Source organism: Streptomyces sp. NPDC038280, assembly GCF_055600045.1.
The window spans coordinates 50,417-64,912 of the sequence record NZ_JBVJYZ010000023.1 but is presented as its reverse complement, the minus strand read 5'-3'; the positions used below and the strand labels follow the sequence as shown (position 1 = coordinate 64,912).

Genomic DNA, 14,496 nt, shown 5'->3' with positions numbered 1-14,496 from the left:
CGCAGTGTTAGAACTGGGACATGACTGGACGCCCCCGATGGCGCCGGCCGGGGGTCGTGTCGCACACCAGCGCCCGGACACGTGAGCAGGGCGAGCGCCGCGGGCCCGCGCACACAGGGTGGCCGCGGTCTCCGCTGAGCCTGAAGAGCCTCGCGGCGCAGGTCTTCCTGCTGCAGGTCGTCGTCGTGCTCCTGCTCCTGATCGGCGCCACGGCCGCCCTCGTCCTGCAGGGACGGTACGACAGCAGCAAGGACGCCGCGCACCGCTCACTGGCGGCCGCGGAGGGCTTCGCCCACGCGCCCGGGACGGCCCTCGCCCTGCGCTCGCCCGACCCCGGCGCCGCACTGCAGTCCGCCGCCGACAGGGCGCAGAAGGGCGCGGGCGTCGACTTCATCTCCGTCCTGAGCACGGAAGGGATTCGCTACACGGACCCCGAACGGGCCCTCATCGGCCGTCGCGTCGAGGGCGACATCACCCGCGCGGCCGCCGGCGAGTCGTTCACCGAGACCTTCACGGGCGAACCGCACGACGCGGTGCGCGCCCTCGTCCCCGTCACGGACGCCGACGGCAAGGTGGTCGGCCTGGTCAGCGCCGGCATTCAGATCGCCAACGTCGGGGACCTGCTGAACCGTCAGCTGCCCGTCGTCCTCGGATCCGCCGCCGGCGCGCTCGTCCTGGCCACCGGCGGAGTGGCCCTGGTCAGCCGGCGGCTCCAGCGCCAGACCCACGGCCTCGGCCCGGCCGAGATGACCCGGATGTACGAGCACCACGACTCCGTGCTCCACGCCGTGCGCGAGGGTGTGGTCATCGTCGGCGACGGGCGGCTGGTGCTCGCCAACGACGAGGCGCGCAGGCTGCTCGACCTCCCTCCGGACGCGGACGGCAGACCGGTGCCCGACCTGAATCTGAGCCCCGGCATCGCACACCTCCTCGACTCGGGCGAGACCGTCTCCGACAAGGTCTTCCTCTCCGGGGACCGGCTGCTCGCCGTCAACACCCGTCCCACGGCCCCCCACGGCGGATTCCGCGGCATGGTCGCGAGCCTCCGGGACACCACCGAGCTGCGTGCGCTGTCGGGGCGGGCGGAGGTGGCACGGGAGCGGCTGACGCTGCTCTACGAGGCGGGCGTGCGCATCGGCACCACCCTGGACGTCCGGCAGACGGCGAGGGAACTGGCCGCCGTGGCCGTGCCCCGGTTCGCCGACTTCGTCACGGTGGAGCTGCTCGATCCCGTCCTGCGCGGTGACGAGCCCACGGGGGCGCTCGGGGAGATGCGGCGCACCGCGCTCAGCGGGATCCGTGACGACCATCCGCTCCAGCCGGTCGGGGACGTGATCCGTTTCGTCATCCCCACCACCCCGATGGCCAGGGCCCTGGAACGCGGCCACGCCGTGCTCGAAGCGGACCTCGCCTCCGCGCACGGCTGGGAGGCCCAGGACCCGGCCGGCGCGCGCGAGGCGCTCGAGTACGGGGTCCGGTCGCTGATCAGCGTGCCCCTGCAGGCGCGGGGCGTGGTCCTCGGCATGGTGAATTACTGGAGGTCCGTGGACGCTCCGCGCTTCGACGAGGACGACGCCTCCTTCGCCGAGGAGCTGGCGACCAGAGCGGGCGTGGCCATCGACAACGCCCGGCGCTTCACCCGCGAGCACGCCATGGCGGTGACCCTTCAGCGCAGCCTGCTCCCGCGCGACCTGCCGGAGCAGGACGCGCTCGAGGTCGCCTGGCGCTATCTGCCCGCGCAGGCGGGCGTGGGGGGCGACTGGTTCGACGTGATCCCCCTGCCGGGCTTCCGCGTCGCCCTCGTCGTCGGCGACGTCGTGGGCCACGGCATGCACGCCGCGGCCACCATGGGCCGGCTGCGGACGGCGGTGCTGAACTTCTCCTCGCTCGACCTGCCGCCCGCCGATCTCCTGGCCCATCTGGACGACCTGGTGTCCCGCATCGACGCCGAGCAGACCGCCGAGGGCGACCGGGTACCGGTCAGCGGCGCCACCTGCCTCTACGCCATCTACGACCTGGTCAGCGGGCGCTGCACGGTGGCCCACGCCGGCCATCCCGCTCCGGCGCTGGTCGCTCCCGGCCGGGACGTGACCTATGTGGAGCTGCCGGTCTCCCCGCCGCTGGGGATCGGCGCGCCCCCGTTCGAGGAGACCGAACTGGAGCTGCCGGAGGGGAGCCGGCTCGTGCTGTTCACCGACGGACTCGTCGAGGAGCGCCACCGGGACATCGACGAAGGCCTCGAAGCGCTGCGCGCCGCCATCGCCCCGCGCGACCTGACCCCCGAGGAGACCTGCCGGGCGGTGACCGACGCGATGCTGACCCGGCAGCCGAGTGACGACATCGCGCTCCTCGTCGCCCGCACCCGGCTGATCGAACCGGAGAACGTCGCCGTCTGGGACGTGCCGTTCGACGTGTCGGCGGTCTCCCGGGTGCGCGCGGAGGCCCGGGAGAAGCTCGCCGCCTGGGGCCTGGAAGACCTGGCCTTCGCGGCGGAGCTCATCCTCAGTGAGCTGCTCACCAACGCCATCCGCTACGGGTCCGCGCCGGTACAGGTACGCCTGCTGCGCGGGCGCAGCCTGGTCTGCGAGGTCTCGGACGGAAGCAACACCTCACCGCACATGCGCCGCGCGGCCACGACCGACGAGGGCGGCCGGGGCATCTTCCTCGTCTCGCAGTTCTCCCAGCGCTGGGGCACGCGGTACGTCGCCCAGGGAAAGATCATCTGGGCGGAGCTGTCCCTGAGCGCGGAGATGCCCGACTCGCCGATGATGATGTTCGACGCCCTCGACGGTCTCGACGACCTCGACGGGGAAATGGCCTGGTGACGACGGTGGCCCCCGCCAAAGGGGCCCGTCGACGCCCAACGGGCCCGTCGACCGGCGGAGCCGGTGCGGACAGGCCCGGTGAAGGGCGGATGCCGTCGCCCCCTCATCGGGCGGACGCCGCGTCGCCCGGCCGCCTAATGGGGTACACGCGCCTCCACCCGGGAGGCGGGCTGCTGGTGGCCCCCGCTGGCGATCATCCGAACCTCGCCCCGATCGCTGATCTCGGCCTGCACGATGCCCGTGTCATCGGCGTAGATCGGATGCCCGCCCGGGCCCGTGCGGTCGGTGCGATGGACGAGGACGGCGTCCTCGCTGCCCGGCGCCGCATCCGCGGGGCCGGCGAAGACCAGTTCGTATGCGGTGTCCCGGCCCATGACGCCCTCCTCTTCCATGACGCCCACCAGCGCCTGCGGCGCCGAACCACCATTATCGGATGCGGACGGCCGAAATGGGGAGTCGTGCGACATAGCGCCCCTACGCCGGATGGCCCGCCGTCAGACCCTCGACGTCGCTCAGGCGCAGCAGGGGCACACGGCCCCCGCCCCTGGCCGTACCGCCCTCCTCGACGGGTACCAGCAGGAAGCCGACATGGTCCCCACCGGGCGTACGGCTCTCCACACGGCCGATGAACCAACCGGGTGACTCCGGAAGGACCGGGGCGCCCCCGTGCCCGGCGTGCCACCGGACCTGGGCGAACTTGTCGATCCGGTCGCCGGTCCGGCCGCCGAACAGCTCGGCCAGCTCCCGGTGCTCGCGCCGCAGCACATGGACGCCGAGGAACGAGGCGCGACAGGCCACCTTGTACGTGTGGTTCGCCGTCGACAGCCACACCATGAACCGCGGCGGATCGAGCGAGCACTGCGAGGCGAACCCGACCAGGCAGCCCGACTGCTCGCCGTCCGCCGACGCGGTGACGACGTACAGCGGGTAGTCGAGCAGATCGGTGAACCCGCCCAGTTCCTCCTCCATGCCTGGTCCTCCCGGTTCCCCGCCGCCTCGGCCCTCAGCCCGCCCCGACCTTGGAGAACTCCTTCACGAAGGCCGAGCAGAACGCCTGCAGGTCGTCGGGCTTGCGGCTCGTGATCAGCGTGCTCGGCTGCGCGTGGCAGACGACGACCTCCTCGTCGACCCACGTCGCGCCCGCGTTCCGCAGGTCGGTCCGCAGGCTGGGCCAGGAGGTGACGGTCCGCCCGCGCACCACGTCGGCCTCCACCAGGGTCCACGGCGCGTGGCAGATGGCCGCCACGGGCTTGGAGGTCTCGAAGAACTGCCGTACGAACGCGAGGGCGAGTTCATTGGTGCGCAGGGCGTCCGGATTGGCGACGCCGCCGGGCAGCACCAGCGCGTCGAAGTCGTCCGCCGCGGTGGTCTCCACCGTTCCGTCCACCGGGAAGGTGTCCGCCTTGTCCAAGTGGTGGAAGGCCTGGACGTGACCGGGGTCGGTGGAGAGCAGTTTCGGTTCACCGCCGGCATCGATGACGGCCTGCCAGGGGGTGGTCAGCTCGACCTGCTCGACCCCTTCGGGGGCCATCAGGAACGCCACTCGCATGCAACTCACGTCCTCTCGCCTTGCCACTTCCGCGACCGTGTCCGCCGCGTCCGGTGAAGATCCCGGCCGGACGGGCGCCCGCGTCTGCGGGTTCCCGGGCGGCGGGGACTTACGCATGGCCACCGCACTTGGCCGCGGGCGCCATGCGATTTCCGCCGGACCGGGTTTGACGCGCCGATCCGCGGTTAGGCGCTCGGTGCCGGGTGGATGCGGCTTTGAGCGGTCCTGCAGCCCCCGGGTTGAGTGGCCGGACGCGGGTTCTCTCCCCCCGAACCGCGTCCGGCCACCCATCAGGATCCATGGCAGCTCGCCGGCAGACCTTCCGAAGGCACCGAGACGCGCCCTTTCCTCCCCGTGGACGGCGGCGGCTCGCAAGCCCCCGGCAGCCGTTCCCACGAGGGTCGGCCCCCGGGCACACGGAGGGCGAGGCGCCGGCGGGCTGCCCCTTTCCGCATCGGCTCCCACCGGCCCGCGCCTCCTCCAGCCAGGTGGGCGGCCAGGAGCGGGGGCGTGCCGCCGAGGCGAGCGGGTAGCGGTGTCGTCATGAAAGCACTGGTGATCAACTGCACGCTGAAGACGTCCCCGGAGCCCTCCAACACCCACGCACTGGCCGAGGTCGTGGCCGACCAGCTCACCTCCTACGGCGTGGATGTCGGTTTCGTACGAGCGGTGGACCTGGACATCAAGCCGGGAGTGACCAGTGACGCGGGGGCGGGCGACCAGTGGCCGGGCGTGCGCCGCAAGCTGCTGGAGTCCGAGATCCTGATCATCGCCTCACCCACCTGGCTCGGCCGTCCCTCCTCCGTCGCCCAGCGCGTACTGGAGCGGATGGACGCCATGATCTCGGAGACCGACGACGAGGGCCGCCCCGTCGCCTACAACCGCGTCGCCGGTGTCGTGGTGACCGGCAACGAGGACGGCGCCCATCATGTGATCAGCGAGATCAACGGCGCCCTCGGCGACATCGGCTACACCGTCCCCGGGCAGGCGTGGACGTACTGGCACCTCGGGCCCGGGGCGGGACCGGACTACCTCGACGACGAACGCGGCCACGACTGGGCCCACAAGACCGGGCGCGCCATGGCGGCGAATCTCCACGGCACGGCGCAGGCGCTCGCGGCCAAGCCGCTCGGCGCGCCTCCTGCGTAGCGGGTGCGCGCACGCGGCGTGCGGGACCGGGCGCGACGGCCGCGCCGGGCGTATGAAGGAACCAGTAACCCGGCGAAGCACATGGCCCGGCGAAGGGAGGCTCCCGTGGAACACGGCGTCCCTTCGATCGTCTACGCCAACTTCATGTCGGACCTGGCAGTCGACCTGCGCGCGCACGAGGTGCTGCGGCAGTGGTCGGCCCAGGCCCCGCGGAAGCTCTGGCTGACCCGTCCTGGCGATGTGCTGGTCACTCCCGTCCCGCTCAGCCCCGCGTTCCGGCAGTACGCGGCCGAGCTCCTGGACGTCCCCGCCGCCTCCGTCACGGTGCTCACCGTGCCCTGGACGGAGGGGGTCCCGATGGCGGAGGCGCTGCGCCGCGCCGGGTTGTTCGAGCAACTGCGGACGCTTGCAGAAGAGCGGGTGGGCGCCCGTCTGGTGCCCACCGCGCTGGACCGCTCCACGGCCGACCTCGCGGCGGCGCTCGGGGTGCGGGTGGACCCGTACGGCCCCGACGGGCCGAGCGCTGCCGCGCTCGACGTGGCGTCCCGGCTCAACACGAAGACGGGTTTCCGAGCCGTGGCCGAAGGCCTCGGTATGCGGTTGCCCCCAGGGCGGTCCTGTCGCCGGAGCCGGCTGCCCGAGACCGTCGCCGGCCTGCTCGGCCGCTACGACCGTGTGGTGCTGAAGCCCGACCGGTCCGCCGGTGGCCACGGGCTGCGCTTCCTCTCCCGCTCCGAGGGGATCCCGGACGTGGAGATGACCGGGGACCGGCAGGTGGACGGGTGCGGGGACGGCGAGTGGGTCGTGGAGAGATGCCTCGACGTGGCCCGTTCGGTGAGCATCCAGATGGAGGCGCGGCCCGAGAGCCCGGTGGTGAGGTTCACCGGTGAGATGCGCACGCGGGGCGGCTCCTTCACCGGCTACGCGTCGCCCCTCACCGGCCTGCCGCAGGACGCCGCACGCGAGCTGGAGGAGTGGGGGACCGCGCTCGGCCGCCACCTGGCACGCCACGGCTACGCCGGGCCGTACGGGCTCGACGCCGTCGTCACCCCGCGGGGCCGCCTGTACGCCACGGAGGCCAATGTGCGCCGGACCGCCACCACGACGCCGCAGTCGATGGTCCGCCGGCTCGCCGGCGCCGCCGGGCTCGAAGACCCCGCCTGGCTCCTCGGCAAGGGCGTCGGACCCCTTCCGCTCGAGTTCGCCGACGCGCTGGAGCGGACCCGGAAGGCAGGCCTCGGCTGGGATCCGGCCCGCCGGGAAGGCGTCGTGCTGTACGCGGACGCCTCGGAGGACGGGACGGCCTGGCGCTACGCGGTGATCGCCGACGACGCGGCGAGGGCGTCGGAGATCGAGACGGGGCTCGCCACAGCCATGGATTTCCGCCCAGCGGGTACCTGACCGGCGCACCCCCACCCTTGATCTGGCGAGGTAGGACATGACGGGCGAACAGCGAGCACTCCTGCGACAGGGCCCGGGCCCGGCCGGATCCGGACAGGACGGCCCGGTGCCGGACGCGCCCGCCGGGCACGGCCCCGAGCTGCCCCAGGAGCGCGGGGAGCTCTCCTCCGCCGTCATCAGCCGTCTCCGCGGCGGTACGGCGACCCCGCAGGAGCGTGCCGTCCGCACGGCCGACCCCTACGGCGAGGACCTGCAGCTCGCGCTCTACACCTGCTACGAGCTGCACTACCGGGGCTTCGCCGGCGTGGACGACGCCCTGGAATGGGACCCCGAATTGCTGTGGGTGCGCTCCATCCTGGAGGACCGGTACCTCACCGCCCTGCGCGCCGACGCCACCCGCCACCGGACCGTCGAGGAAGCGCTGGCGGAACTGCTCGTGGAGCCCGTGCACGGGACGGGCGTGTCGCACTTCCTCCAGGACGAGGGACGGCTGTGGCAGCTGCGCGAGTACGCGGCACAGCGCTCGCTCTACCACCTGAAGGAGGCGGATCCCCACGCCTGGGTGCTGCCGAGGCTCTGGGGGCGCGCCAAGGCCGGCATGGCCGCCGTGGAGTTCGACGAGTACGGCGGGGGACGGGCGGAGCGGGTCCACGCCCGGCTCTTCGCCGACCTCATGACCGATCTGAGCCTCGACACCACGTACGGCCGCTATCTGGACGCGGCGTCCGCGCAGATGCTGGCCACGGTGAACCTCATGTCGCTGTTCGGGCTGCACCGCTCTCTGCGCGGGGCGCTCGTCGGTCATTTCGCCGCTGTCGAGGTGACCTCCTCACCTGGTTCCCGGCGGCTGGCCAAGGCCATGGCACGGACCGGAGCGGGACCGGCGGCGGAGTTCTTCTACAGCGAGCACGTCGAGGCGGACGCCGTGCACGAGCAGATCGTGCGGCGCGAGGTCATCGGCGGCCTGCTGGAGACCGAGCCCCACCTGGAGGCCGACATCGCCTTCGGCATTGACGCCACCGGTCATGTCGAGGACCTGTTCGGTGAGCACCTCCTCCGCCACTGGCGCCAGGACACATCGGCCCTGCGTGGAGACGCCGAGGTTTTTCAACCCCTTCGTACCGAAACATCATGATTCTTTCGATGTATCCGGGTACACGGGACACGTGACTCTCATATCTCCCCCGGGCGTCTACGCCCCTCAAGACGACACGGCCCTCCTGACCGATGCGCTGAGCGGCGAGACACTGCCACCCGGTGCCCAGGTCCTCGATCTGGGCACCGGCACCGGAGCGCTGGCCATCGCCGCCGCCCGACGAGGAGCGCAGGTCACGGCGGTGGACATCTCCCGCCGCGCCGTCTGGACGGCCAGATGCAACGCCCTGCTCGCGCGGATGTCGGTCCATGTGCTGCGCGGCAATCTCACCCGTCCGGTGGCCGGACGCACCTTCGATCTGATCCTGAGCAATCCGCCCTACGTCCCGAGCCCCACCGACGGCCCGCCCACCCGGGGCCCGGCCCTCGCGTGGGATGCCGGGCACGACGGCCGTCTGATCCTCGACCGCATCTGCGAGGAGGCGCCGCCCCTGCTCCGGCCCGGCGGGACCCTGCTCCTGGTCCACTCGGCGCTGAGCGGCGAGGAGGCCACCCTGGAGGCGTTGCGCGCGGCGGGACTGGACGCGGAGGTCACCGAGCGGCGTCATGTGCCGCTGGGGCCGGTCCTGCGGTCCCGGCAGGGCTGGCTGCGCAGCCGCGGCCTGCTGGGGGAGGGCGACGAGAAGGAAGAGCTGGTGGTCATCCGTGCCCGACGCCGGCGCTGACACTCCGAGGCGCATCCGCGTCCAGGACGAGGGCCCGATGCTGGTCGCGGGCCCCGTCGAAATCGTGCTGCCGGACGGCACCACCGTCACGTCGGACCGTTTCTGCGTGGCGGTGTGCACATGCCGCCGCAGCCGCGCCTACCCCTGGTGCGACACCAGCCACCGGCGCCGCACCCGCGACTGAGGTCACGGTCAGGGCCCCCACCCGCTCAGGTCGCGGGTGGGGGCCCTTCCCCTGGGGAGCGGCGGCATGGGGAGCGGTGGCCGCGCAACGCGAAACGGCGGTCGGACGGCGAGGAGATCTCCTCAGCCGTCCGACCGCCGTTGCCCTACCCGCTGCCAAGCGTGCTCAGCGGTGTCCAGCGATCGCGAGGGGCGCGGTCACCCGGGGGTGATACGACCGCGCCAGGACCCGGACTCGCCGCCGCGGTGCTCGATGTACTCCTTGAAGCGCCGCATGTCGCCCTTGACGCGCCTGTCGATCATGCCGGTCATGTCGGCGGCCTTCTCCGCGGCTCCGCCGGACTCGACGTCCATCACGAGCTCCACCCGGGTGTGGGTGGCGTCCATGGGATGGAAGCTGACCATGCCCTTCTGCTTGGTGTCGCCGCTGGTCGTACGCCAGGTGATCCGCTCGTCGGGGAGCTGGTCGACGATCTCGGTGTCGAACTCACGTCGTACGCCCGCGATCTTCGTGGTCCAGTGGTTGTGGCGGTCGTCGACCTGGGTCACCTCTTCGACGCCTTCCATGAAGTTCGGGAATTCCTCGAACTGTGTCCACTGGTTGTAGGCGGTACGGACGGGGACCTCGACCTCTACCGACTCCTTCACCGTGCTCATTACCGAGCCTCCTTCCGGGTGACGTCCGCAGAGCAGTGGATCTGCCGCGCGGATCTCGGCACGTAGCTGCGGGTACCCGATCACCCGGCACCTATGACAGCCGAATTGCCTTATTCGAATGAGGCCGGTCGTCCGGCGATTTCGGCGCCGCCCGCGTCGTCGGCGCTATTGGGCCGGAGGCATCGGCGCCTCGACCGCGTCGATCGTGAAGAGTGCTCCGTCCGGGTCGCGCAGCGTGACCGCCCGGCCGGAGGTGCGGGTCGGGGGAGAGGAGACGACGGCGCCACCCAGCTTGGTGGCGGCCTCGGCCGCGGCCGCGGGGTCCGGCACGCGGAAGTGCACATGCCAGCGGGGGCGTACCTGGGGGTCGGGCGCCGCGTCGACGGCGCCGCCTCCCAGGCGTGCGATCGGCTCGCCGCCGTGGCGCAGCACGACGTGGTCGTCCTCGTAGGAGACGCTGCAGCAGTCCGGGCGGTCGCAGGCCCAGTCCAGGACCCCTCCGTAGAAGATCGCCGCGGCGAAGGCGTCACGGGTGCGCAGCTCGATCCACGGGGGAGCCATGTCGGGCCCCTCGGCCCAGTTCGGGATGGCCCTCCCCTCCCAGATCCCGAAGACCGCGCCGTCGGGGTCCGCGGCGATGGCCGCCCGCCCGGTCCCGAAGGAGAGGGGGCCGACCGCCACCGTCCCGGTGCGCTCGCGGATCCGGGCGGCGGTCGCGTCCGCGTCGTCGACGGCGAAATAGGGCGTCCACGCGACGGGCACGGACATGCCCCTGTCCAGAGCTCCGATTCCGGCGACCGGGACGCCCTGCTGAAAGGCCACGGAGAATTCGTCACCCAGCCGGGAGCGATGGAATTCCCATCCGAGAACCTCGCTGTAGAACCGCTGCGCCGGTTCCAGGGCGCGGGCCATGAGGCTGACCCAGCACGGTGCACCAAACGCTTCGTGACTTGACGTCGACACTGCCGTCAACCCCATCTACCGTTCACGCGTGACTGGAACCGTTTCACGCTAACCCTTTCGGCACGTCACGGCGCGCGCGCCATTCCGCGCGAGGCCCGGCAACCGTATTCCGGCCCTCGAATCAGGGGCCCAGCAGCGCGGCCGTGCACTCCTCGGCGAGGTCCTCCGCGTGGGCGGGGAGCGGGCTGCCGGCGCGCAGGTGGCGGCGGACCAGGGAGAGGGGGAGGTCGATCAGGGCCAGGGCGACGCGTTCCGCGCCCAGGGGGTCCTCGGCGTCCAGAGCCGCGGCGAGGGACGCGACGGCGGCGAGAACGCGCCGGTTGCCCTGGTCGGCCCGGCGCAGGTGCTCCTCGGACCAGTCGGCGCGTCCGAAGTCCTCGGGGCCGTACAGAAGGAGCGCGGCCTCCTCGGGGTGCGCTCGGCTCCAGGCGATGACATGGCGGGTGGCGGCGCGCGCGGCCCTGAGCGGGTCGGTCTCCGAGTCGAGGGCCGCGAGGTAGCCGCCCTGGAAGCGCTCGACCGTGCGCAGCCACACCTCGGCCAGCAGCGTGGGCCGGCCGGTGAAGCGGTGGTACATCGAACCGCTCGGGGCCCCGACCTCCTGGGCGACCGCGGACATGGTCACTCCCGGCGGGCCCGAGGCGGCGGCCAGGCGCACGGCGGCGTCCAGCAGCTGGTCCATGGCGAAGCGGGATGGTCTGGCCACGAATCAGAGAGTACTCTCTCTTTCTAATAGAGATGCCTCTCTAATTGGGGATCGAGGAGGACGGTATGGGTGTCCACAACGTGCACGAGCGTCTGCTGGCGGCGTCACCGAAGGAGGTGGGGGCGCTGGTCGACTCGCTGTCCGGCGAAGCGGACCGCCTCTGGGCGCACGGCAGCTGGCCGCCGATCAGGTTCGACGGGCCGCTGGCCGTGGGCGCGGCCGGCGGCCACGGCCCGGTGCGCTACACCGTCGCCGCCTACGTGCCCTCCACCTGGGTGCGCTTCGCCTTCAGCGGGCCGCGAGGCTTCCACGGATTCCACGAGTACGCGGTCCTGCCCGTCGACGACCGGCACACGCTGCTGCGCCACACGCTCGCCATGAACGTCGCCGGACCGGCTCGTCTGACCTGGCCCCTCGTCTGGCGGCCGCTGCACGACGCGTGCCTGGAGGACAGTCTGGACCGCGCCGAACGTGTCTGCTCCGGCCGGGTGGCGCGCCCCGCCCGCCGCAGCCCGTACGTGGAGCTGCTCCGCGGCCTGGCCGCGCGTCTCGAGCGGCCGTGACGATCCGCAGGAAGCCCCAACGCGCCAGTCCTGCGGCGGGGCACCCGCTCCGGCCGCGGCCCGAGCGGGGCACCCGCTTGGGCCACGGCCCGCTTCCCCGTACGGTCCACCGCGACGCGCGGAAGGCGTACGGCGTCGACGCCACGGGAGGCGCCGGAAAGGCGTCAGCACCACCCGGGCCAAGCAGGCCGTTCAGACCGGCCGGGCCCAGATGGTGCCGACGAGACCACGGACGCGACACTCGACGACGCGGACGGATCCTCCTCGCCGACGACAGGCGTCTGCGGAACGCGGACTCCATCGCGCCGTGGTCAACCGCTACCGGGCTGTCCGAATCCCGGTAACTGCTGGGATGAGAGGTCCGCCTACCAGCGGTACCAGCGGCCCCGGCCACCGCCGGCGCTCGCGCCGCGGAAGAGGAACCCCAGCAGCCACAGGACGAGCACCGCGAGCGCGATCCACCAGAGAACCTTCACTGCGAAGCCGGCCCCGAAGAGGATCAGGATCAGCAGGAGCACCAACAGAAGTGGAACCATGGCTGTTTCTCCTCACCTTCCCGCGTCATACGGTCTGTGCGATCACATATGACGGTTCGCGTAGTACTGCTCGATGAGCTGGATGAAAGCGACGTCGCTCTCGTGGCGACCGCTCTCGAAGTCGGGCGAGTCCTTGACCTCGTCCCTGGTGCAGGCCACATGCACGGTCTCGCTCTCCGGGTCGACACGGGAGACCAGGCCCGCCGGAATCAGTACCTTCCTTCCGAAGATCCACGGCCCCGTGTCGACGACGAGGTACGACCTGCCCACGTCTTCGGAGTGCTTGTCGATCTTTCCGATGGACCCGTCGGTCGCCTCGACCGCGTAGCCGACGAGTGCCTCCCCCGGCGCGTGGCCGGTGTTCGGTGAGAAGCCCCAGATATCGGCCTGCATGATGTCCACCTTTCGTACCTCACGCTCGTTTCTGCGGTTACCCCGTCACAGGGGCGCAAACATCGGCCCGAGCGCACGCAGATTGTCATGGACCTTGCGAAAGCGGGTCGTCGGCTGCTATTCCCTCTGGTTAGGAAAGTTTCCTTCCAATTGAAGCGCCTCGCCGACGGGAGACCCCATGAGAACGGCACGACTCCGCCCACGCCTCCTCGCAGGCGCCGGCACCCTCGTCACCGCACTGCTCATCGGCCTCACCACCGCGCCGCCCGCGCCCGCCGCTCCCGTCACCCACGAAGCCGAGACCGCCACCGTCGCGCGGGGCACCGTCGAGTCCAACCATGCCGGGTTCACCGGCGCCGGATTCGTCAACTACGACAACGTCAGCGGCAGTTACACCGAGTGGACGGTCAACGCCTCCCGGGCGGGCACCGCGACCCTCACCCTGCGCTACGCCAACGGCACCACCACCGACCGCCCCATGGACATCACCGTCAACGGCGCCGTCGCCGCGGCCGGCAAGGCGTTTCCCGGCACCGGCGCCTGGACCTCCTGGACCACGGCCGGCCTCAGCGCGGCCCTCAAGGCCGGGACCAACACCATCCGGGCCACCGCCACCACCGCGAGCGGCGGTCCCAACGTCGACCACCTCACCGTCGACACCGCGAGCGCGCCCGGCGGCTCGACCCCGGCCGCGATCAACGGACAGCTCAAGGTCTGCGGCACCCACCTGTGCAACCAGTACGGCAAACCCATCCAGCTGCGCGGCATGAGCAGCCACGGCACCCAGTGGTACAGCCAGTGCCTCACCGGCGGCTCCCTCGACGCCCTCGCCAAGGACTGGAACGCCGATGTCCTGCGCGTCTCCACCTACGTCCAGGAGGGCGGCTACGAGACCGACCCCCGCACATACACCGACCTCGCCCACTCGCTGATCGAGCAGGCCACCGCGCGCGGCATGTACGTCATCGTCGACTGGCACATGCTCGACCCCGGCGACCCGCACGCCAACCTCAGCCGCGCCAAGACCTTCTTCACCGAGATCGCCCAGCGCCACGGCAGCAAGACCAACCTTCTCTACGAGATCGCCAACGAGCCCAGCGGCGTCGACTGGGCGCGCGTCAAGAGCTACGCCGAGCAGCTCATCCCGGTGATCCGCGCCAAGGACGCCGAGACCCCCGTCCTCGTGGGCACCCGCGCCTGGTCCTCGTTCGGCGTCTCCGAAGGCGCGGACGAGTCCGAGGTCGTCTCCGACCCCGTCAGGGCCTCCAACATCATGTACACCTTCCACTTCTACGCGTACTCGCACCGGGACGAGTACCTGAACACGCTCTCCCGGGCTGCCGACAAGCTGCCTGTCTTCGTCACGGAGTTCGGCACCCAGAACTACGCCGGGGAAGGCGGCAACGACTTCACGATGTCGCAGCGCTACCTCGACCTGATGGCGGCGAAGAAGATCAGCTGGGTCAACTGGAACTACTCCGACGACAACCGCACCGGGGCCGTCTTCAAGACCGGCACCTGCGACAGCAACGGCCCCTGGGCCGGCGCCACCTCGCTCAAGCCCGCCGGTGTCTGGGTGCGTGACCGGATCCGCACCCCGGACGACTTCCCCACGGGCTGACCGCTCCTCCCTCCACGCCCCCGTCCGCCCAACTGACGCGCTGAGCGGGCGGGGACGCACGGTCTTCGGCGAGCGTGAAGGCCGGAACACCGAGGGCCCGTGATCCGCCGGAAACCTCTTCCGTATCCTG

16 protein-coding genes are annotated in these 14,496 nt (G+C 71.6%); 8 read left to right on the top strand and 8 right to left on the bottom strand.

What is annotated here, in order from left to right; genetic code table 11:
• Positions 1-20: 20 nt before the first annotated feature.
• Entirely contained in the window at positions 21-2,825 is a 2,805-nt protein-coding gene (locus ACZ7J0_RS30980) for a SpoIIE family protein phosphatase (RefSeq protein ID WP_470892935.1), read from the top strand.
• Positions 2,826-2,959: 134 nt separating this feature from the next.
• On the opposite strand, the gene ACZ7J0_RS30975 is transcribed toward ACZ7J0_RS30980, so the two are convergent.
• The 3 genes from ACZ7J0_RS30975 to ACZ7J0_RS30965 form a co-directional block, all read right to left on the bottom strand.
• Entirely contained in the window at positions 2,960-3,199 is a 240-nt protein-coding gene (locus ACZ7J0_RS30975) for a DUF6296 family protein (RefSeq protein WP_470892998.1), read from the bottom strand.
• 100 nt (positions 3,200-3,299) lie between these two features.
• Positions 3,300-3,794 carry a flavin reductase family protein gene (locus tag ACZ7J0_RS30970; protein WP_470892933.1) on the bottom strand — a complete coding sequence of 165 codons (495 nt, stop codon included), beginning with the start codon at positions 3,792-3,794 and terminating at the stop codon, positions 3,300-3,302.
• Positions 3,795-3,828: 34 nt separating this feature from the next.
• Complete coding sequence (locus tag ACZ7J0_RS30965) at positions 3,829-4,374, bottom strand: type 1 glutamine amidotransferase domain-containing protein (protein ID WP_470892931.1); 546 nt, start codon at positions 4,372-4,374, stop codon at positions 3,829-3,831.
• A gap of 543 nt (positions 4,375-4,917) precedes the next feature.
• Between ACZ7J0_RS30965 and ACZ7J0_RS30960 the strand changes: the two genes are divergently transcribed.
• The 5 genes from ACZ7J0_RS30960 to ACZ7J0_RS30940 all read left to right on the top strand — a co-directional run bounded on the left by ACZ7J0_RS30960 (position 4,918) and on the right by ACZ7J0_RS30940 (position 8,928).
• On the top strand, positions 4,918-5,523 hold the full coding sequence (locus tag ACZ7J0_RS30960; protein ID WP_470892930.1) for a flavodoxin family protein: 606 nt from the start codon (positions 4,918-4,920) through the stop codon (positions 5,521-5,523).
• A gap of 105 nt (positions 5,524-5,628) precedes the next feature.
• Positions 5,629-6,924, top strand: a complete 1,296-nt coding sequence (locus tag ACZ7J0_RS30955; protein WP_470892928.1) for a preATP grasp domain-containing protein — start codon at positions 5,629-5,631, stop codon at positions 6,922-6,924.
• A 37-nt stretch (positions 6,925-6,961) separates the two neighbouring features.
• Positions 6,962-8,059, top strand: coding sequence for an iron-containing redox enzyme family protein (locus ACZ7J0_RS30950; RefSeq protein ID WP_470892926.1), 1,098 nt, complete (start codon positions 6,962-6,964; stop codon positions 8,057-8,059).
• A 31-nt stretch (positions 8,060-8,090) separates the two neighbouring features.
• Positions 8,091-8,744: a HemK2/MTQ2 family protein methyltransferase gene (locus ACZ7J0_RS30945; RefSeq protein WP_470892924.1), complete on the top strand. Its 654-nt coding sequence runs from the start codon at positions 8,091-8,093 to the stop codon at positions 8,742-8,744.
• A gap of 37 nt (positions 8,745-8,781) precedes the next feature.
• The gene (locus ACZ7J0_RS30940; protein WP_470892996.1) at positions 8,782-8,928 is read left to right on the top strand and encodes a CDGSH iron-sulfur domain-containing protein; all 147 of its coding nucleotides are present in this window, start codon (positions 8,782-8,784) and stop codon (positions 8,926-8,928) included.
• A 197-nt stretch (positions 8,929-9,125) separates the two neighbouring features.
• Here ACZ7J0_RS30940 and ACZ7J0_RS30935 read toward each other — a convergent pair whose 3' ends face one another.
• The 3 genes from ACZ7J0_RS30935 to ACZ7J0_RS30925 form a co-directional block, all read right to left on the bottom strand.
• Positions 9,126-9,584: an SRPBCC family protein gene (locus ACZ7J0_RS30935; RefSeq protein ID WP_470892922.1), complete on the bottom strand. Its 459-nt coding sequence runs from the start codon at positions 9,582-9,584 to the stop codon at positions 9,126-9,128.
• A gap of 165 nt (positions 9,585-9,749) precedes the next feature.
• Entirely contained in the window at positions 9,750-10,496 is a 747-nt protein-coding gene (locus ACZ7J0_RS30930) for a VOC family protein (protein ID WP_470892920.1), read from the bottom strand.
• A 172-nt stretch (positions 10,497-10,668) separates the two neighbouring features.
• Positions 10,669-11,253 carry a TetR/AcrR family transcriptional regulator gene (locus tag ACZ7J0_RS30925; RefSeq protein ID WP_470892918.1) on the bottom strand — a complete coding sequence of 195 codons (585 nt, stop codon included), beginning with the start codon at positions 11,251-11,253 and terminating at the stop codon, positions 10,669-10,671.
• 65 nt (positions 11,254-11,318) lie between these two features.
• Here ACZ7J0_RS30925 and ACZ7J0_RS30920 point away from each other — a divergent pair, with 65 nt between their 5' ends.
• Entirely contained in the window at positions 11,319-11,816 is a 498-nt protein-coding gene (locus tag ACZ7J0_RS30920; protein ID WP_470892916.1) for an SRPBCC family protein, read from the top strand.
• A 365-nt stretch (positions 11,817-12,181) separates the two neighbouring features.
• Here ACZ7J0_RS30920 and ACZ7J0_RS30915 read toward each other — a convergent pair whose 3' ends face one another.
• Positions 12,182-12,352 carry a hydrophobic protein gene (locus ACZ7J0_RS30915; protein WP_469122086.1) on the bottom strand — a complete coding sequence of 57 codons (171 nt, stop codon included), beginning with the start codon at positions 12,350-12,352 and terminating at the stop codon, positions 12,182-12,184.
• A 42-nt stretch (positions 12,353-12,394) separates the two neighbouring features.
• Entirely contained in the window at positions 12,395-12,745 is a 351-nt protein-coding gene (locus ACZ7J0_RS30910; RefSeq protein ID WP_470892914.1) for a PRC-barrel domain containing protein, read from the bottom strand.
• Between the two features lie 178 nt (positions 12,746-12,923).
• Here ACZ7J0_RS30910 and ACZ7J0_RS30905 point away from each other — a divergent pair, with 178 nt between their 5' ends.
• Complete coding sequence (locus tag ACZ7J0_RS30905; protein WP_470892912.1) at positions 12,924-14,366, top strand: cellulase family glycosylhydrolase; 1,443 nt, start codon at positions 12,924-12,926, stop codon at positions 14,364-14,366.
• The last annotated feature ends 130 nt before the right edge of the window (positions 14,367-14,496 follow it).